This window comes from Mastigocoleus testarum BC008 (genome assembly GCF_001456025.1).
GTDB classification, from domain to species: domain Bacteria; phylum Cyanobacteriota; class Cyanobacteriia; order Cyanobacteriales; family Nostocaceae; genus Mastigocoleus; species Mastigocoleus testarum.
In genome coordinates, this window is record NZ_LMTZ01000094.1 from 110,426 (window position 1) to 130,364 (window position 19,939).

Genomic DNA, 19,939 nt, shown 5'->3' on the forward strand with positions numbered 1-19,939 from the left:
ACAGTATTCGATTAAGTAAAATTATTTATTTTTTATAAATCTTATTTTCCTAGATAGATTTTTTTAAGATCAATTTTTTTTGGATTTTTTAATCTTTATTGTTACAAGTGGTATTATTAATTGCTATTCTGGACGCACCTTCTCCCTCGAAATAGCACTTGAGCCAATTGAATAAGACTCCCATGCGGTTACGAATTCCAGGAAGATAGAAAAGATGTACGTAAAGCCACATCCACCAAGCTAGGAAACCTGTGAAAGTAAACTTTCCTATTTTTCCAACTCCCCCATGACGACCAACAATCGCCAAGCGCCCTTTGTTATAATATGCAAACTTCTGAGGTGATTTACCGATTAATTCCCGCACAATATTGTTTGCTGCGGTTCTACCTTGTTGAATAGCTTCTTGTGCTACGCCATTAAAATCTTGTCCTTGTGATTCTACATATGATAGATCGCCAACTGCGTATACATTTGGATATTGGCTAATTTGCAAAGTCGGTTTGACAATAACTTTTTCTCTATCGGCAGTTTCTATACTTTGTCTAATAATAGGTGTTGCTGCAAGAACACCTGCTGTCCAAATTACTGTATTAGTAAATAAAGTGTTTCCATCTTCTAAATGTACAGCCTCTTGAGTAACTTTGCAGACTTTAGAATTAAAGTTAACTTTTACTCCGCAGTTGCGTAAAAATCTTGCAGCGTATTTCCCTAAATGTTGGGGATAGCTGGTTAATAAATCTTCTCCTGATTGCAGAAGTATTACTCTGGCTTGTTTAGGGTTGAGACAAAGATAGTCTTTTCTTAAGGTGCTATCGAGTAATTCTTTTAATGCACCAGCTAACTCAACTCCCGTTGGTCCTCCACCTACAATTACAAAGGTTAATAGTCGCTGACGTTTTTCTATATCAATAGTTTTAGCTGCTTCTTCAAATTTACTAAATATCCAATTCCGCAGTGCGATCGCTTCTGGTAAAGTCCTCATGGATAGGGAATATTCCTGCGCACCAGGTACGCCAAAATAACTTGTTTGAGTACCTGTTGCAATTACTAAATAGTCATAATTAATCCCCACACCTTTGTGATGGATAATCTGACGCTCAAAGTCAATTTTTTCGACTTCTGTTTGTACGAAACGTACCTGAGGAAAATTCCGAAACAAGCGTCGCAATGGATAAACTACCTGATGAGGATAGAGTACAGCAGTCGCTACTTGATAAAGCATGGGAATGAAGGTGTGATAATTATGACGATCTATCAGTAATACATCAACACCGTTTTTTGCTAGAGTTTTGGCTGCTTCTACCCCTGCAAAACCAGCACCGACGATCGCCACCCTTCTCGCTCTTTCAGATGCGCCCATGTGTTATCTTCCTCAGTACCAGCAGTCTAGCTCGTAAGCGGTTTTGTAACATTTTCTATACAAATATTAACTACCCGATCAGGCAATTACTATGAATTGTAAAAAAATCTGACTTCGGACTTAATTTTTCAGGACTACATTCAGTAAAATATAGATGATTTGATACTATAAAATTATACTATTTGTTTCCTACGTGAGTTAGATTTTTAAACTCTGCACTCATAAAATAATATAATTATAGCTAAATTTTATATAATTATAATTAATGGCGTTAATGGCGTTTAGTATTAAACATTCTTTTGATTCGATTCAAATCATAGTCAAGAACTTTGCCATTGGTATAGAGTTGGTGTCCTACAAATAACAAGGTTGATGAGATTAAAATTGCGAGTAAATTTACCGGAGCAGGAAAATTATTCGTAAATAACATAATGACAATTCCGATCGCAATTGGAAGCCATCCCCAATTACGATTAATTCTATTTTGTAGTAGTAAAACGACTCCGGAAATTAATAGAAGTAAGCTGGGAATACTGACAAGAATACCAATCCTAATATTGGAAGAAATAATGATTATTCCGGCTACCATCATAGCTAAACCAATAAATTTCATCTTTGGATCTACTGATGACAAAAATGATGTTGCAGGAGGTTTGGACTGAATTATGGTTGAACTCGGAGCAATATTCTCTGGCTGATACTGCTGTTTATATTGGAAGATAAATGTTACTTTATTTTCTCGGCAAAGGTCTATTCTGTCCCCGAGTCTCAGGGGATAAATTTTATTGGGCTCAAGGGGAACATTATTGAGAAATGTGCCATTAGCGCTACCAAGGTCTTCTAAATAGTAGGTATTACCCTGGATTTTAATTGCAGCATGAATTCTTGATACTACGTCTGCGTGTGCTATTTTAGAAAGGTTAATTTCCGGGATAAATTCTTCGTTAACTCTACCAATACGGATAATATTTCGATCTGGTACTAGATCGAAGGAAGTATAAGATTGAAGATGAAAAAGTTCTAAATTTAAACTGAGTGTTTTGAAAATTTTACGCTTGCTCATGATTGACTTTAATCATTAGAACTGGTTTGAACACTACATTTTATATAACTAAAGTTTTTTCTTATAGTAAATATTGATTTTGGAATAACATGATAGATAAACTTCAACCAAGTTCAATTAGGTTTTTAGCAATCAGGTTTTTGGGTAAAACAGTATAGTTTTATACATATTTCATGGAACTATATAAGGCAAAATTTTACAGCAAAAACAAAATTATCTACCAAATTATCTTAGTTATTGGAACAGTTATTTGTTAGTAGTCTATCGGTTTAAGACGATATACATCTTCTCCTTCTGATAACTCAGCATGATATGCTAACACTACAATAATTCACACCGTCTATACACTTAAAAAGTAAGCGGGTTTAGAAATTAAATTTGAGTTTTTGGATAATACAAAAATTGCGTAAAATTATTGAAGTTTCAAGTATTACTTAAAACTCAATTATTACATCTGGCCGTTATTTACGATGTTATTTGCCACTTTGTGACGATCGCAAGCACTGGGAATTGACCTTTCTTTTCTCTTTTAAAAAATTAAGGCATCAAGTATATGATACTTTCAATTGACACTAAACGCTCGCGATCGCAAGCGGTTTTTTTTAACTTTAAATTCAATATAAGTTGGTAGAAGTCCCCAAATATAAATTTTTGTTAAGTTGGGGAAGTGAAGAATTTTCAATTTTGCTGGGTAAATGTAAATGGAACTAAAGGTAGAGTTAATCTTGACCTGAAAATCAAATGAGGTGCAATAGTCAATGGATGATTGTGATTGGTTGTCGGGTCTATATTATTCAAGTTATTATGAAGCGCTCCGGACTACATGGGAATAGATTTAGCATGGGAATAAATTTAGCGAGCGAGTCGAAACATATGGCGCGATTAATTATTTTTAAGTAGTCCTAATTAGCTAGACGCGATCGTGTAGTTTTTCGCTACTATCACTATAGTACTTGTAATTACTTCAAACTTCTGTGTCTGTATGAAGTTCAATATTCCAAGCTCTTAAGGAATTTTACCAACAGAACAAAGATATCATTGACAACTTAATTTTTAGTGGTTTACCAAATATCGTATTACCATTTTTCCCTTTTGCTTGGTGGTTGAAATGGCGACACAGACAGCGCAAAATTCCACCCGTTCTGTTTCCATTTGAGGTGATCGACCCGCAGAGCGATAATTTGAATAAACGTATTCTTGGTAACAAGGATGACAATCCTTTGGCTGACCGAAATATTAAATATCAGCAACGAGAGCATGACCTTCATGTGACTACAAAATAAAAGGAACTGCTCCAAGAACACCGTTGGGTATTAATTTTAGGTAAGTCGGGGTTGGAAAAACACGAGAAGCAATCCCATCCTATGACCGACTTTTACTAACGTAACGCTGCGCTAACGGAGGATGTTGAAGGAAGACGGAAGAGGGAAGATGTCAATAAGCGCGTTTTCCATAAACGCAGTGTAAGCCCGCACTTGCGTGATGTGCGTAGCCAAAAAATCTTCCATCAAGCATTGCTGACGCAACGCTACGCTAACCGACCCCGAAAGGATGCAAGCCCCGTCCTTCCAGGACCCAGAAGGTTAGAGCCTACGGCGTCGGCGAAGCCTCTGACTAACGTCACGCTATAGCTTCGCTACCTACGGATCCGCTAAGGGAGGAGTACAAGCAACTTCGGCAACATAAAACCTTCTTCCTTCTTCCTTCTTCCCTCTTCCTTCGCTGTGACAAAGACAGTAGAAATTAAACCTGATAAGCACCAAGCTTGGTACATTCGCGTGATTGCATATGCTGATTTGAATAATATCGAACTGGCGCTTCAAAATTTACAAACTGCGATTAATTTAAATCCAGAATACCAAGAAACGCAGAAACTGATGCTGGTTTCGATGTTATTCGTGAAAATAAGGAGTTTAAGAGGTTGGTAATGGATAACGGGGAATAGGTCAGAAGAAACAAGAAAAAATTTACTGATTTTTTTAAGCACATTCCCAGCAATTATAAACAAAAATCACCAAACTATTTTTATATATGAATAATCTGCAGACTTGATTATACAAGTTGTGAATAGATTTTAATTCGCATATATTTTTAAATCAAATAATATCTAACTTTTACTAAATTTATACATTACAAAGTTATCTCAAACCCTTGAATATATGAGCTAATAACCAAAACTTACCTTATTTTGTTATAATTTTTTGAACTAAAAATATATGGTATTTAGTCAACAAATATCACAAAATATTTAGTAAAAAATTTATCAATAAATTTAGCAATAATTTTTCTGTGCCATATTATAGCGTTACGTAATTAGGTTAGGACGTCTATGAATGCTACAAGCTATATGTAGCCAGCTTTTAACTTTTAACTTGCGCGTAGCGCTATACGTATCAATAATATGACCTAATATCGAACAGTATTAATCGGAACTATAGATATTAATTATTAACCATTTGTCAGAGATATAAAGTTATTAATATGAGCGCTATTGTTGTTGGGAAATCCGGCGATCCTCACTACACGACTATCAAAGAAGCGATTCAAAATGCTCAATCTGGCGCTAGGATTGTAGTAAATCCAGGGTTATATAAAGAAAGTTTGATTATTGATAAACCTCTGGAAATACTAGCTGTGGGAGAGGTAAAAGATACTGTCATTTTAAGTACTGATGCTCCTTGTATTTTAATGTCAACAGACTCAGCTACTGTCAGTGGTTTTACTTTACAAGAACTGAAGATAAATCAAGAGGATCATTCTCCTGCTGTTGAAATTCCTGCAGGTAATTTAATACTAGAAAATTGTGATATTACATCTAAGTCTTTTAATAGTGTAAATGTCTGGGGTTGTGATGCAAATCTTCTGATCCGGAGATGTCGGATTTATGATGGGAAAGGTAATGGTATTTCAATTAAAGAAAATGCTCAAATTACTATAGAAGATTGTGAAATATATAATAATTGCGTTGGAATTACCGTAGTTGATAGTAATAATCTGACAATTTATAGATGTCGAATTTATGATTGCAGAGGTAATGGTATTTCCATTAAAGATAATGATGGAGGTATTATTGAAGATTGTGAAATATACAATAATGCTTATGCTGGAATTTCCCTATTAGATAGTAGTAACCTTACCATTAGTAGGTGCCACATTTTTGATGGCAAAGGAAATGCGATCGCGATTGAAGAAAATAGTCAAAGTATTATAGAAGATTGCGAAATTTATAATAACTATTATCCTGAAGTTGTGATCGCTCGTGGTAGTAACCCCATCATTCGTAGATGTAGAATTTATGATGGGAAACAAAACGGGATTTTAGTTACCAAAAATGGTCAAGGTACCATCGAAGATTGTGACATATATAGTAATGCTTATGCCGGAATAGTAATTAACGATCGAGGTAATCCAACGATTCGCGGATGTCGAATTTTTGATGGAAAAGGAAATGCGATCGCAATTCTTGAAGGTGGTGAAGGTATTATCGAAGATTGCGATATTTATAAACATCTCCATTCTGGGATTAAAATTACCAATCATAGCAATCCCATGGTTCGTGGATGTCGGATTTTTGATGGGAAAGGTTATGGAATTTCAATTCTTGAAAACGGTCGTGGGACTATAGAAGGCTGTGATATTTACCGTAATACAAATCCAGGAATCTTAATTAATAAGCAAAGTAATCCTAGCATTCGTAGATGTCGTATTTATGATGGTAAATCCTACGGTATATGGATTACAGAAGATGCTCAAGGGACTATAGAAGATTGTAATATTTATCAAAATAAAATGGTGGCGGTAGAAATTGATCGTGGTAGTAATCCAACTATACGTCGCTGTCGTATACATGATGGGAAAGATTTAGGAATCTGGATTAAGAAAAATGCACAGGCTACAATAGAGGACTGTAAAATCGAACGCATACCTTGTCCGGGGATAAAAATCGATTCTAAAATTAAGCCGACAATTCGTCATACGAATCTGAATACTCACAAACCATTTTATTTAGGACTTTTAGCGATTCTGATTTTACCTTTGCTTAGAGGTTTTCTTGTTAGTTCTATGGCTTTCATTACTGTAGCCTTAACTATATCCGTACTTGTATTTTATGTATTTCAAAAAAGGGGATTTAGTAATATTGGCAGCGGTTTTTTTCGAGGTGGCTTAATTACTTGTATTATTACTATGGCAACCCATATGGGTAATATTGTTGTTATGCCTGCTTTAGTTGTATTTTTATTGATATATTCTGCTTTTACGTACAATATCTTAAAGTTACCTTTGCAAGAATACAAGCTGAAGAAACAATATCGTCTGCGTTAGTGATTTCGATTGCATGGGTTATGTGGTTCGATCTGGGAATAACTTATAGGTATCAGCACAGCATCGCGATCGCTTCCCTTAAGTCCAATTAAAATAGCAATATGTATATCTAAATGCTGACTAAATGACCGGGGAAGACCTGCTACATACAATTAAACAAGCAGTAAAACAAGGAGTAACAGAATTAGACCTCTCTGGTAGTGAATTGACAGTTGTACCACCTGAGATTGGACAACTTACTAATTTACAATCACTTAATCTTTATAATAATCAACTCACAGCTTTACCATCTGAGATTGGAGAACTTACCAATTTACAATCACTCAATCTCTATAATAATCAACTCACAGTTTTGCCTCCTGAGATCGGGAAACTTACCAATTTACAATTACTCGATCTCTACAATAACCAACTGATATCTTTACCGCTTGAGACCAGGAAACTCACCAATTTACAATCACTCAATCTCTATAATAACCAACTAACAACTTTGCTACCTGAGATTGGACAGCTTACCAATTTACAATCCCTTAATCTATATAATAATCAGCTAAGTATTCTACCAAGCGAGATTGGAAAACTTACAAACTTACAATCTCTGGACTTAAGCAATAATCAGTTGACTAGTTTACCAAAAGAATTTGGACAACTTAACAACTTGCTATTTCTCTACTTAGAGTATAACCAGCTAGATACTTTACCAGTAGGGTTTGGACAACTCAAAAACTTACTATTTCTTGATTGCTATAATAATCAGCTAAGTGGTTTACCAGAAGAAATTGGACAACTCACTAATTTGCAATCTTTATATTTACGTAACAATAAGTTAGCCAGCTTATCAGAAAAAATTGGACAACTCAATAACTTGCTATTTCTCGACCTTGATGGGAATCAACTGAGTAGTTTACCAGCAGGAATTGTTCAACTCAGCAATTTACAATCTCTCGATCTACGCAATAATCAACTGACCAGTTTCCCACAAGAAATACTCAAACTTAGCAATTTGCAATCTCTTCTCCTTTATAATAATCAACTTAGTTATTTACCTGAAGAAATAGTACAACTTAGCAATTTGCAATCCCTCGATCTAGGAAGAAATCAACTGACTAGTTTACCCGAAGAAATTGTTCAATTAATAAACTTACAATCCCTCTATCTGAGTAGAAATCAACTCAGTAGTCTACCAGCAGATATAAGAAAACTTACTAAGCTTGAAAAACTAGATTTACGTGGAAATCCAGTTCCCATACCACCAGAAATTTTGGGAGAAAAGGAATTATGGAGAGATCCGGGAGATATAAATGAAATCTTTGATTTCTATTTCAGCGTGCAAGATCCTAATGAAACAGAACCGCTTTACGAAGCAAAACTTTTGATTCTTGGGGAAGGAGGAGCGGGTAAAACTTCCCTAGCGAAGAAAATAGAAGATGAAAACTACAAACTTAAGTCTGATGAGGAGTCAACAGAAGGAATTGATGTAATCCAGTGGAAATTCCCACTACCTAACGGTAAAGAATTTCGCGTCAATATCTGGGATTTTGGTGGTCAAGCGATTTACCACCAAACCCATCAGTTTTTTCTCACCAAACGTTCTCTCTATGCTTTAGTGGTTGATACCCGCAGAGAAAACACCGATTTTTACTGGTGGATGAAGGTTGCAGAACTCTTAAGCGATGGTAGTTCAATTCTGATTATTAAAAACGAAAAACAAGACCGTCAATGTGAAGTGAATGAACGTCAGTTGCGGGGAGAATTTACCAATTTAAAAGAAGTTTTAGCAACCAATCTAGCTGATAACCGTGGTTTAGCAAAAATCAAAGAAGAGATTCAAAACCAGATCGTCAAACTTCCCCATGTTGGAGATAAATCACCCCTACCAAAAATTTGGGTGAGAATTCGTTCTGCTTTGGATAACTATTCTCGCAATTACATCACTCTTCATGAGTATTACCAACTTTGCGAAACTAATCACTTAACCGATCGCCAAGACATGCTGCGCCTAAGTAGTTACTTACATGACCTGGGCGTTTGTTTGCATTTTCAAGATGACTCGACCCTCAAACACTATGTAATTCTCAAACCGGAATGGTCTACAACAGCAGTTTACAAAGTTCTAGACAATAAAACTGTTAGGAAAAATCTGGGATGTTTTACTCAAGAACAACTTACAGATATTTGGAAAGATGATGAATATGCTGACATGCGAGATGAATTGCTGCAATTAATGATGCGGTTTAAACTTTGCTACCCAATTCCTAACCGTCCAAAACATTACATTGCACCACAATTACTTGATATCGAACAACCAGAATACATTTGGGATAAATCTAATAATCTAATTTTGCGCTATAAATATGAATTTATGCCCAAAGGTATTATCACTCGCTTCATTGTAGAAACACATCCTTGGATCGAACAACAAAGACTTGTATGGAGAAGTGGGGTTATTCTTAACAAAGATGAAACTCGCACCGAAGTTATTGAAAATTATAATCAACGGGAAATTAAAGTTAGCGTATCCGGAAATCGGAAAAAAGAATTACTTGCAGTTATTACCCACGAACTAGAAAAAATTCATGCTTCTTTTGAGCGTTTGGAATATGAAATTAAGGTTCCTTGTAATTGTGAAGAATGTGTAGGGACTGAAAACCCTTATGTTTACCCTTTAAAAGAATTACGCAAACGTTTAAATAAAGGTAGATTTCAAATTGAGTGTGGAAATAGCTATGACATGGTTGATGTCCGCAGATTGATTGATGATGTAAATTTGTTACCTCAGCCAGAAAATTGGGAATTTCAAGTGCAAAATACATCTTTACAAGGGGACTTAGAAAAAGAGAGAGATTTAAACTTAAATGTGAAACGAGAAGAAATTTTAGAAAACCCACAAAAATTAGGCGAGAACCGGGGTAAAAAACTTAAAAAAATCAGAGATGCAATTATTAGCGCTTATCCAGATAAAGCTGATTTAGAGATGATGGTTTATTTTCAATTAGAAGAAAATCTAGATTCAATAGCTGGAGGAGAAAATACCAAGCAAATTGTTTTTAAATTAATTAAATGGGCTGAGTCGGAAAGTAAGTTAGAACAATTAGTTAAAGGTGCATGTGAGGACAATCCTGAGAATACAGAATTAAAAACTATCAGAGAAGACATTAATTGGGAATGATAGTTATTTTGACAGATATAAGATTAAGGATTAACCGGCGAATATTCCCCAAACTTCCAACACCAAGGAGTCGCATGACGAATTTCTAATACTTGCTGAATATCAAATTCTACTAAACGTTCTGCTCCAGAAAATTCACTTAAATTATTCGCATCCCAAATTACTTGTGATTTTCCTGTAAGTTGTAAAGTATGACCTCGTTCAAAATCGACAAACAAAATTCCAGAGTTGGGATTTTTTACAAAGTTACCAAAAGTCTGAAACATATTATTACCCGCATAATCGGGAAATATTAACTTATTATTATTCATCAATTGCACAAAACCGCGATTACCCCCTCTATGGGAAGCATCCGCACCACTTTCGGGGTTGAAGCTAGCGATAAAAAAGGTATCAGCTTGGGATATCCAGTCTCGGTCGGAATTACTTAAAGCTGTTTTAGTTAAGATTTGAGATTGACTTGGTGATTCGGTTGTACTTGTTTCCAAGTGACGTACTTGAATATATTTAGGACAGTTGAAAAATACCTGTTGAATTTCTAAATTGATTATTCCTTTCCGCTCTACTTGGGCTTTACCATTGAGACGCAAGCGGCGACGATTTGTTAAATCGATTACTAATAATCCGACTTGAGAATTATTTTGCAGGTTACTGTAGAGTAAATCGTTAATTGGGAAACTTGGATGAACTTGTGCTGTTTTTTCGTTCAAAACTCGTACAAAGCCTGGCTCTCCTAGTAATAAAGATGCCCATACTCTACCTTCCACATCTACACTACTAGCTATTGCTAACTGTTGCGTGGGAAGAAATTTTTCGGCTGCAGGATTGATAAAGTTACGGATACCACCAGATAACCGTTCGGCTTCCGAGCGTACTCCCACTTTGGTTTGAACTGCTATTTCTCCGTTATGGAAAGACATTTTATTATATATTTTACGTTTTAGTTTTATTTTTTAGAAACCAGATTATTTGTAAGTATAAATTTGAATGATATTATCTAGCGATCGCTGATAGGGAGCCATCATCACTACACGTAGATGATTATTTTCCCTAAGTATATTAATAACATAAAACTTACCGAAAAACCGATGCTCATATAATTCCGATAGTACATCTATTCAATTCGCCAGAGACTGTAAGTCTCTGTGTAATAGCACACACAACTACTCTGAAGAGGAATAGAGATAATGATCATATCAAGTAGTATTCTTTTTCATATTAAACTCCTGAAGCAATACTACGAGCCTTACCTTCGCAAGGAAAATTTTTATGTCTGCGTGAAACATAACTAATCTAGTTTTTGTTAAAAGATTAACGAAAATAAAAATTATGACTCTTCTATTTTCGAATATTCAGTATAAAAAAAACATACTGCTTGTTCGCTACTGACTCTTGTTTTCTGTCACCCATTTTCTACTAATTGATAAGCGGAACACATTTTGTTTTAAATCAGTCTTTGATTTCAGCATTAGTCTTGTCCTATATTGTGTCCGTTCGATCGCTTCTAAAAATATATTCCTTGCAGTTGTGCTTATGTCCTGAGGAAGGCAAGAAATTGTCAATAACGCCGTAGATTTATCTTGGTTATAAGGCTTAACTATCAACTTTATTTAGGTGCTCTATCGGACCGGACATTGAATGTAATTTGCATGACTTAATGTATTTACACCATTCCTCATCACAAAGCAGGAGACATCTATAATGCTCTCAACAGAGTTACCAGAGTCTCAGGAAAAACTACTATTTGACTGGAAATATCGACAACTCATTGAAAAAATTGCTCGTAAATACACCCAAAATAATTCCATTCATTGGGAGGATGCAGCACAAACGGCTCATTTCAAGATTCTTCAGGGGTTAAGAACAGGAAAATTTATTCGAAAAGGAGCAGAAGAGTTTTACCCTTGGGCTGCGATCGTAGCTCGAAATGCGGTGATAGATTTTGTACGTGGAGAAAAAAAGCACAATCGTCAAAGTTTAGATCGTAAAATTCCCGGAACCGATGTTTCACTCTTGGATACTATTGCTGACCAATTTGACTTGTGGGATGCTGTAGAACGGGCAAACTTGATCGTAAAAGTAAGGGAAATTATTGAAAACCTGGCTTTGAGTTATCCCAAGCGCGAATATATAAAATTGTGGAAAGGACTAGTTCAAGGTCAAAGTCAAACCCAACTTGCTTCTGAATTGGGAATTACTCAAAGTCAAGTTTCACGACGTCGTAAAGAGTTATTACATCAAGTAGCAGAAGAATTAGGACTATTCAAACCTGAAGTAATTAAACAAGAACAGCACAACCTTCGTAAGTCTCAAGCAGCTAGAAAACGCTCCCAGACCCAGTGGTAAAACTAGTACCACTGCGTGGAAGTCACAAGTTAAAAGTCATTAGCGGATCCGTAGGTAGCGCAGCTATAGCTAGAGCGTGTCCGTGGGACATAAATCAAAAGTATTATCTAGCTTTTAAGCTTTATAAATGGTTGTTTTATTTCCGCCGACTTTGCTATGACATATTTTGTAGATAAATATAGTACTACATAACAAAGTTAGGACCTAGGTAAATCTGGTAAGGCTATAATACACAAACTTTTTACTCCTTACTTTTTACTTCTTACTCCTTACTTGCGCGTAGCACCGTAACATTTGTAAAGATTAAAGAAATTTGTCATATAGTCAAGGAAACCCTCGTTAACAGTAGTAGAAAGCTTCTATAACTGTGTCTGGAAGTATAAAAAAATGGGTAGTAACTCTCATAAATATAGATTTGGAAAACTTAAACGTGAAAAGCTCAAACCAGAAGAATTTAAGTTTGAAGACCTTGAGCTTACAAGTACTGAGATTGAAAATATTGAGCCTAAAAATGTTGAGCCTAAAAATGTTGAGCCTAAAAATGTTAAACCTAAAAATGTTAAACCTAAAAATTTTGAACCTAAAAATTTTGAACTTAATCGACAAGAAATATTAAGTCGGAGAACCCCAAAACCCGGAGAGATTTGGGAAGTCAGATCCTCAACAAAGTCTCCTGTTGAATTTTCCAGACATCAGCAAGACATACTTTACTCGGAAATCGCACAAAACTTTTTAGCAGGGAAATCACCACCGCGTTATGTACTTATTATTACTGACATTGAATACAATGGAAAACTTGAAGAGCAGTTGCAGATAGTTTCTATAATGTTGCTATCCGAGGAAATTCAATATTTAAGTGATGTCGATCTGTTGATACCTTCAGAAATTTCTGGTTTGGGACGAGATATGTTAGCTCAAACTTGGTTACTTGAGGAGATGCTGAGTTGTAATTTACTCAAACCGGTTGGTAAGCGTCTGTCTCGTAAAATTTACGATTTGTTGTTGGATGTTAGCGATCGCGAACAGGGAGTTGAAAAACCTCCTCCTAAATCAGACCTTGAAGAGACACAATTAAAAATAGGAACTAGAAAAACTTCTGAGAGTAAAGAGATTCAAGCTTTTCATCAACGTGAATTAGGGTTTTGTGATGTGTTGAGTATCCCTGTTGCAGCTTACCGTAGTTATTTAAAAAGTATTAGGTTTACTGAAACGCTATTAAATGAAGTATTTGAGATAGAACAAGAATTACTAGAAATTGATGATTAGTATTGATTATTTGTAAAATTAATGATGTATAAAATTAATAATTGCTAAGATTGACGATTTCTAGAAAATTGTGTTCGCCCCACGCATTGCATTCGCGTAGAGTACATCTACCGCTTATCGCACCCTTAGCAAAAGTGCAACATGCTTATTTTATATATTTTTGATATGTATTTTTGAATTTATATATTCTTTATTTAGGTATTCGTCGTTTCAATGATTTACTTGCAACCAATCCCTATGTAAGTTCAACCGCGATTCAAACCGTTGGAAGCAAAGGATATGATGGTTTTGCGATTGTAGTTGTTACATCATGTCCAGTCACATCCTGAAGGTTAATTAACAGCTATTAGTTGCATTCATCCCACGGCTCAAAGCCGTGGGCTTTCTACTCCGATGCTGTAATTTCTACACCACCTCACTACTAGAACTACTGTGATGTTGATTGATAATAGTTGACCCTTGCTGTAATGCTTCCAACCTATCATGGACTTGGTTTTCCAGTAAAACTTGTCTTAACACTTTCAAGCGTCTCAGTCTATCTTCAACTTTTTCACTAGCAGCAACTAGGAAGATTGCACGACGTTTTTCTTTTGCTTCCTTGACCATATTCTCAATCGCCAAAGTAGCAGTTACACCCACGTAGGGAACATTCTTGAAATCCAAAATTAATACATCATAATCTTCAACAATAGACATGCGGCGAGATATTGCTTTAGCCGCACCAAAACTCATTGGTCCTCCCAATTGAAATAACAGGATTCGACCTCTTGCTTGTTTGAGTAATGTTTCTTCTTCAGGATCTAAAGATAACTTACCATTTGGTGCTGTGATTGCTTGTACTCCATCGGCTTGAATTGCACAAAGTCGCTCGAGAGTAAATAAATTAGCAACGAAGACTCCCACTCCGACAGCAGTAATTAAATCGACAAATACTGTCAGAAATAGTACTAAGTACATCAACCCGGTTGCTCGCCAGGATATCATGTGAGCGCGTCTGAGAAAGCCCCAGTCAATAATATCAATACCGACTTTAATTAAAATACCTGCTAAAACTGCATTGGGAATATTTTCAATTGATAGTAATTTTCCTACACCCAAAACAATAAATAACAGAACGAATCCGTGGATAATTCCAGACAAGGGTGTCTTACCACCAGCACGAACATTAACAACAGTTCGCATGGTTGCACCTGCACCAGGTAATCCCCAAAATAAACCGGAAATTAAGTTAGCAATTCCTTGTCCAATTAGTTCGCGGTCGGAATCATGTTCGGTGCGGGTAATATTATCAGCTACCAAGGATGTCAACAACGAGTCAATAGAACCCAGAATTCCCAGCATTAAAGCATAACCAATCATTTCTCTAAATTGATCTGGGCGAAATACTGGTAAATGCAGACTTGGTAAACCACTGGGAATCTCACCAATGGTTTGGATATTACCATTAGGGAAGAAGAAAACCGAAATCGTTGTACAAATGATTAGTGCTAATAAAGGTGCTGGTAATATGCGGTTTAACTTGGGCGGTGATGCAAATACGATCGCTAAGGTAATAAACCCTAAAAATGTTGCTTCTGGGTTTGCGGTAGTTACAAAAGTAGAAAAGTTTTTGACAGAATCAATTACATTCGCAGAACCCTCATGTCCAAAAAAAGGTCCAATCTGCAGTAGTAAAATAATAAAACCAATTCCAGACATGAAACCGGAAATTACGGTATAAGGCATCAGGGTGATATATTTACCCAATCGCAGCAATCCGAAGATAATTTGGAATAACCCACCCAACATCACGACCGTAAAAGCCATTGCTAAACCGAGATTATTATCGGGATATTTAGCAATCAAAGCCGTGAAAACAGTTGCCATGACCACCGTCATTGGACCAGTAGGACCAGAAATCTGAGACGGGGTTCCACCAAATAATGCTGCAAACAAGCCTACAAAAACAGCACCATAAAGTCCTGTAATTGCTCCTGCACCGGAGGAAACTCCAAATGCTAGCGCCAGTGGTAAAGCGACAATGGCTGCAGTTAAGCCACCAAATATATCTCCGCGTAAGTTCCTAAAATGTAAGCCGTTAACTAATCTAATAGAATTCATAAGTGCGATCGGGAATCAATTAAGTAGTTGGACTAAGAAAACCAATCAATCTTTGGGAAATTAGCCTCAGAATAAGTCATCAATAAAGGTGACAATCCCAACAGAAATGGAAATTTATGTTTTCAGCACAAATTTCCAGCACAAACTTCCAGCACAAAGTTCCAGCACAAAGTTTCTAACACAAAGTTTCCAGCACAAAAATTCCCCATCCATTTGCAGAAAGGAGACAGCAATAGAACTAGCAAGCAACATTTATCTAAAATTACCCTTGTAAAAACTGGGACTTTTTGAAGATGAACTTTTCGAGGATTAACTTCTGGCTAAAACCAGTGATATCAAAGCCCAGAAAAAAATCTGACAAACTAAAAATGCAAAGCTGTGGAATCGGCTAAACTCGTAGTTTTAGCCATGCTGCAAAGGTAATAATTGTCAGCATAACTCAGGGAGCAATAAGTATACTGTTACCTCATAACTTAATTAATAATCTAAGACTGTGTCATAAATACTACACTGTAAGGATATTCTTATTTTACTTGAAGTATAAGGACTCATAGCATTAAAAGTAACTAAAAATTACCTCGCACATAAAGTAACTAAAAATTACCTCGCACATAATTAAGTGTCAATAAAAAAAATATTAATAAAATAAGTATTGATAAAATAACCTGGGTCACACTTGAGTCGTAGGTAATGGGTAATGGGTAATGGGTAATGGGTAATGAGTAATGAGTAATGATTGATTCCGCAATTCAGAATTCTGACTTCTGACTTCTGACTTCTGAATTCTGACTTCTGAATTCAGCCCGAAGGGCGCGGTAATCCACCACATTAATTTTGATATTTACAACTAATATGAATTCACTTCAGTCTTGTAATATTAAGAGTTTCAATAACCGGCTTAAATCAGGTTTGTGATTGTTATCACGAATTTATATTATTTCAGCTTCTAATTCAGATGAGGTGCAATTTGTAGAGACGTAGCAGAGCCTACGGCGTCGGCGTTTGAACGCATCCTAGCGGATGAAGACCGCAGGTGCAGTTCAGCCTCTGCTACGTCTTTCAGCTTTTTGGGAGGGATAATGCAGCTAACAGGTAACCCCATGCTAGAGGCTTACACCGAAGCTACACTACCTATGGTTCCGGTAATAAAAATAATAGGACAGAGCAGTAGAAATTCTAATCCTTTTCTTCCAAGACTTCTTGTAATAAAGGTGCAAGTTCTTGGTTTAAGCGACCGGATTGAACAAATTCGGCGTAGGTATTTGCTTCTACCGCCAATAATTCATCTTTTAATTGTTCGCTCGCAAAAGTTTGTAACCTAGGATATTCGTCTTGTAATTTATCAATCTTTTCTTCGAATTGCTTGAGTTCTCCTCTAATTAAAGTTTCTTGGTAACGGCAAAATTCTTGGTCAAGTCCGGGACGTTCGTCTACATCATCAAGGTATCGTAAAACTCGTTTGAGTGCTGACTGATGTGCTACTAACTGCAAATATTCTTGACGTAAGGGTTGATCGCCTAAAAGATTTAGTTTTTCTAATAAAGGTTTAGTTGTTAATCCCTGGACGAGCAAAGTAAATAAAACTACACCAAATACCGTATAGATAAGTTCTTCTCGTTCGCCCAACATAGTGGGAACACTAAGGGCTAGGGCAATAGATACAGAACCTCGTAAACCGCCCCACCATAGTATCGTTTGTTCTGCTAAACCAATATTACTTTTCGCAACAGTATTACTAAAAAAGCCCAAGCCATAAACAGAAACCAAGCGTGCAAATACCATTCCAATAATGGTGACAGCAATAATTCCCAAATTATCAGCCAGAGAAGAAAACCGTAATTGGTCACCAATTAAAAGAAATACGATTGAATTAACAAAAAATGCAATGAACTCCCAAAATTCACTGACAATCACTCGAGTACGGGGGTTCATCCCGATGCGGGAACCAAAATTTCCTAAAATCAAGCCGGTGGTAACTACCCCAATAACTCCAGAACCGCCTAATTCTTCAGCAATTATGTATGTACCATATGCTGAAACCAAAGTTAAAGACTGTTCTACTAACGGTAGATCGAATCTTTGTGTTAAGTAAGAAATACCAAACCCAATGAGACTACCTACAGCTAGACCAATACCAACTACGGTTACTAATTCTATCAGCACCGGTTGCACTGCCAATTCTTTTGTTCCTAAGGGAAGTCCCACCAGGAAACTAAAGGCTACAACCGCCATGCCATCATTAAATAAGCTTTCCCCTTCCATCAAGGTTGATAGGCGTTTATCTACTCCCAATTCCCGAAATAAAGCCGTAACAGAAACTGGATCGGTCGCAGATAAACTCGCTCCTACTAGTAAGGCTGTAGTTAGGGGAACCCCAGCTATTTGGTTAAGACCGAATGCTACACCTACAATCGAAATTAAAACTCCCAAAACTGCATAAAGACAGATCGGAAACAGATCTCGCTTGAGGTTTGACCATTTTAGATTCCAAGCAGCTTCAAATAATAAAGGTGGTAGAAAAATTGCCAGGATTAGTTCAGGAGAAAGGTTAACTAAGCGGACATCTAAGATCGCCAAACCTAAACCAGCAATTACCAGCAATAGGGTATAAGGAATTTGACGAAACCAACTAATAGCTTGCGGTAGTGTCGCAACACTCAGGGAAACTGAGAGTACCAACAAAAATTGTTTGAGATTTGCTTCAATAGCGGCTTCACCGACCGCAGATTCTAATGTCATGGCGAACTATTTGTAAACTTAAACAGGAGTCTTATTGTTTATTTGGTTCACTATAATGCACGTCTTAAGTTTAGGTATTGAGTCCAAAGACCCAAATCTAATTGTTTGGACGTGGAATATCAAGCCTAAGCGCAGCGTAGACGTATTGCTTCCTTATGACTTAGAGCCTTATGACTCAGATATTTATACAAAACCTTAACACTCATCTTCCCTTATTTTTCCCGATTACTTTTTTCAATTGAACTTAAACAAGTAAAACAGAAAATTATTAACAAGGAAGCAAAAAATTGGACATAACCTTAGATACTTAGGTAAGGGAACTCTTAAGTACGAAAACATACTGTTTAGTATTGTTAACTTAATTGCCCTCAACCAAAAATCACTAGCCCAGAGTGTTTTAAACCGATTATTAGACAAATTGAATACAGATAATCACTCCAGTTTGATTATGATTGCGAACCTATCGAGTCAGTTTTGGTAGCTGCATCTTAATTTTTATTATGAATTGCACCTACCTATCTTCCCCATTTATTCCCGATCAATTTCTAGATTGAAAATAACTCAATAGCATAATCTTTTATATAAGAAAATGATCCAAAATATTACTCCACTGATGACAGGAAAAGAATTTTGGGAAATGGCAGATGAAACGAAATTGAAAGGGGAGTATAAAATCAATGACAATCTAAAATGGATGCAAGAGGTTACACAAGATGAACTAAAACAGCTCTTTGCGGAATATCGTGTTTTTACTATCTGGTTTGCAGATGACTTATCACTTTTGACTGCAAAACTACCACATGGCAAGCTAAAATCCATGATGGCTGAACTCGTTCATGAAGAATTGGGAGAAGGTAACCCTAAGTATTCACACCTCACCATACTTGATGAGTTTATTGTCAGTTTGGGTGTCAATCGAAACGAACTCGACAAACCCACTATGCCTGAAAATATTGCTTTGCTGGAAGAGCAGCGACGACTACTCCTCGACAAACCTTCCACCTATGGAGTTGCTTTGCGAGGGATGGGTGGTGAGTGCATTTGCCAGACATATTTGACTGTGATGCACTATTACTTGTGCCAAAACCCCTACATCAAAGCAAACAAACCATCTCTTGATTGGCGGTGGTGGAACATCCATACAGGTGAAGTTGATATTGCACATAATCAGATGGTCAAAGCTTCAATTGACGAGTTAATACAAGAGAAACCAGAATCAGTTAATGAATTAGCGAGTGGTTATCGCCACGCAAAAGAGTTTCTTGAAAAGTTCTGGGAAAACATCTATGCTTTAGTACGCAGCAACCAGAAAAATAAGTCTTGATATACGTTGGATGCCAATGATAATATCGATTTCACAAAGTTAGTATAGATATAAAATTACCTGCCAAATTATGAGGAAAAACTATTAAATCTAATAGTTTAAGGCGGAAGCTAGTTCGGGTTAAGGATGTTTATTCAAGAATTAATGGTTGACACAGAATAGACATACAGCAGATTGCAGGTAAATGAGGTACACTAGCTCTGGTGCGTCAACGGGTAAAATGAAAGCTTACTCCATAGACTTACGAGA

Annotated in this window: 12 protein-coding genes; 6 read left to right on the forward strand and 6 right to left on the reverse strand. The window is 36.4% G+C overall.

Annotated features, from left to right (window positions below; all coding sequences use genetic code 11):
- Nucleotides 1-88: 88 nt before the first annotated feature.
- Both BC008_RS19630 and BC008_RS19635 read right to left on the reverse strand, forming a co-directional pair.
- Nucleotides 89-1,360, reverse strand: a complete 1,272-nt coding sequence (locus tag BC008_RS19630; RefSeq protein ID WP_027846188.1) for an NAD(P)/FAD-dependent oxidoreductase — start codon at nucleotides 1,358-1,360, stop codon at nucleotides 89-91.
- Nucleotides 1,361-1,631: 271 nt separating this feature from the next.
- Nucleotides 1,632-2,423: an FHA domain-containing protein gene (locus tag BC008_RS19635; protein WP_027846187.1), complete on the reverse strand. Its 792-nt coding sequence runs from the start codon at nucleotides 2,421-2,423 to the stop codon at nucleotides 1,632-1,634.
- Between the two features lie 1,724 nt (nucleotides 2,424-4,147).
- On the opposite strand from BC008_RS19635, the gene BC008_RS48465 reads away from it, so the two are divergent.
- The 3 genes from BC008_RS48465 to BC008_RS19645 all read left to right on the forward strand — a co-directional run bounded on the left by BC008_RS48465 (nucleotide 4,148) and on the right by BC008_RS19645 (nucleotide 9,915).
- Nucleotides 4,148-4,351, forward strand: coding sequence for a TPR end-of-group domain-containing protein (locus BC008_RS48465; RefSeq protein ID WP_235595891.1), 204 nt, complete (start codon nucleotides 4,148-4,150; stop codon nucleotides 4,349-4,351).
- 553 nt (nucleotides 4,352-4,904) lie between these two features.
- On the forward strand, nucleotides 4,905-6,746 hold the full coding sequence (locus BC008_RS19640; protein WP_058183770.1) for a right-handed parallel beta-helix repeat-containing protein: 1,842 nt from the start codon (nucleotides 4,905-4,907) through the stop codon (nucleotides 6,744-6,746).
- Between the two features lie 124 nt (nucleotides 6,747-6,870).
- Complete coding sequence (locus BC008_RS19645; protein ID WP_058183771.1) at nucleotides 6,871-9,915, forward strand: leucine-rich repeat domain-containing protein; 3,045 nt, start codon at nucleotides 6,871-6,873, stop codon at nucleotides 9,913-9,915.
- Between the two features lie 23 nt (nucleotides 9,916-9,938).
- On the opposite strand, the gene BC008_RS19650 is transcribed toward BC008_RS19645, so the two are convergent.
- The gene (locus BC008_RS19650) at nucleotides 9,939-10,835 is read right to left on the reverse strand and encodes a pyridoxamine 5'-phosphate oxidase family protein (RefSeq protein WP_027845624.1); all 897 of its coding nucleotides are present in this window, start codon (nucleotides 10,833-10,835) and stop codon (nucleotides 9,939-9,941) included.
- Nucleotides 10,836-11,616: 781 nt separating this feature from the next.
- On the opposite strand from BC008_RS19650, the gene BC008_RS19655 reads away from it, so the two are divergent.
- Nucleotides 11,617-12,261 carry a sigma-70 family RNA polymerase sigma factor gene (locus tag BC008_RS19655; RefSeq protein ID WP_027845625.1) on the forward strand — a complete coding sequence of 215 codons (645 nt, stop codon included), beginning with the start codon at nucleotides 11,617-11,619 and terminating at the stop codon, nucleotides 12,259-12,261.
- A 387-nt stretch (nucleotides 12,262-12,648) separates the two neighbouring features.
- On the forward strand, nucleotides 12,649-13,527 hold the full coding sequence (locus BC008_RS19660) for a hypothetical protein (RefSeq protein ID WP_058183772.1): 879 nt from the start codon (nucleotides 12,649-12,651) through the stop codon (nucleotides 13,525-13,527).
- A 405-nt stretch (nucleotides 13,528-13,932) separates the two neighbouring features.
- Here the strand turns inward: BC008_RS19660 and BC008_RS19665 are convergent, their stop codons facing one another.
- The 3 genes from BC008_RS19665 to BC008_RS19670 all read right to left on the reverse strand — a co-directional run bounded on the left by BC008_RS19665 (nucleotide 13,933) and on the right by BC008_RS19670 (nucleotide 18,366).
- Nucleotides 13,933-15,618: a SulP family inorganic anion transporter gene (locus BC008_RS19665; RefSeq protein WP_201026148.1), complete on the reverse strand. Its 1,686-nt coding sequence runs from the start codon at nucleotides 15,616-15,618 to the stop codon at nucleotides 13,933-13,935.
- Between the two features lie 679 nt (nucleotides 15,619-16,297).
- Complete coding sequence (locus BC008_RS49570) at nucleotides 16,298-16,456, reverse strand: alpha/beta hydrolase (RefSeq protein WP_161938133.1); 159 nt, start codon at nucleotides 16,454-16,456, stop codon at nucleotides 16,298-16,300.
- A 347-nt stretch (nucleotides 16,457-16,803) separates the two neighbouring features.
- A complete protein-coding gene (locus BC008_RS19670; RefSeq protein WP_027845627.1) occupies nucleotides 16,804-18,366 on the reverse strand; it encodes a Na+/H+ antiporter in 1,563 nt (520 codons plus the stop codon).
- Nucleotides 18,367-18,955: 589 nt separating this feature from the next.
- Here BC008_RS19670 and BC008_RS19675 point away from each other — a divergent pair.
- Nucleotides 18,956-19,690, forward strand: coding sequence for an iron-containing redox enzyme family protein (locus tag BC008_RS19675; protein WP_027847097.1), 735 nt, complete (start codon nucleotides 18,956-18,958; stop codon nucleotides 19,688-19,690).
- Nucleotides 19,691-19,939 lie beyond the last annotated feature (249 nt).

Excerpts from the sequence above, each read along its gene's own strand:
- BC008_RS19630 (WP_027846188.1), bottom strand. The coding sequence starts at position 1,360 with ATGGGCGCATCTGAAAGAGCGAGAAGGGTGGCGATCGTCGGTGCTGGT.
- BC008_RS19635 (WP_027846187.1), bottom strand. The coding sequence starts at position 2,423 with ATGAGCAAGCGTAAAATTTTCAAAACACTCAGTTTAAATTTAGAACTT.
- BC008_RS19640 (WP_058183770.1), top strand. The coding sequence starts at position 4,905 with ATGAGCGCTATTGTTGTTGGGAAATCCGGCGATCCTCACTACACGACT.
- BC008_RS19645 (WP_058183771.1), top strand. The coding sequence starts at position 6,871 with ATGACCGGGGAAGACCTGCTACATACAATTAAACAAGCAGTAAAACAA.
- BC008_RS19650 (WP_027845624.1), bottom strand. The coding sequence starts at position 10,835 with ATGTCTTTCCATAACGGAGAAATAGCAGTTCAAACCAAAGTGGGAGTA.
- BC008_RS19655 (WP_027845625.1), top strand. The coding sequence starts at position 11,617 with ATGCTCTCAACAGAGTTACCAGAGTCTCAGGAAAAACTACTATTTGAC.
- BC008_RS19660 (WP_058183772.1), top strand. The coding sequence starts at position 12,649 with ATGGGTAGTAACTCTCATAAATATAGATTTGGAAAACTTAAACGTGAA.
- BC008_RS49570 (WP_161938133.1), bottom strand. The coding sequence starts at position 16,456 with ATGTGGTGGATTACCGCGCCCTTCGGGCTGAATTCAGAAGTCAGAATT.
- BC008_RS19670 (WP_027845627.1), bottom strand. The coding sequence starts at position 18,366 with ATGACATTAGAATCTGCGGTCGGTGAAGCCGCTATTGAAGCAAATCTC.
- BC008_RS19675 (WP_027847097.1), top strand. The coding sequence starts at position 18,956 with ATGATCCAAAATATTACTCCACTGATGACAGGAAAAGAATTTTGGGAA.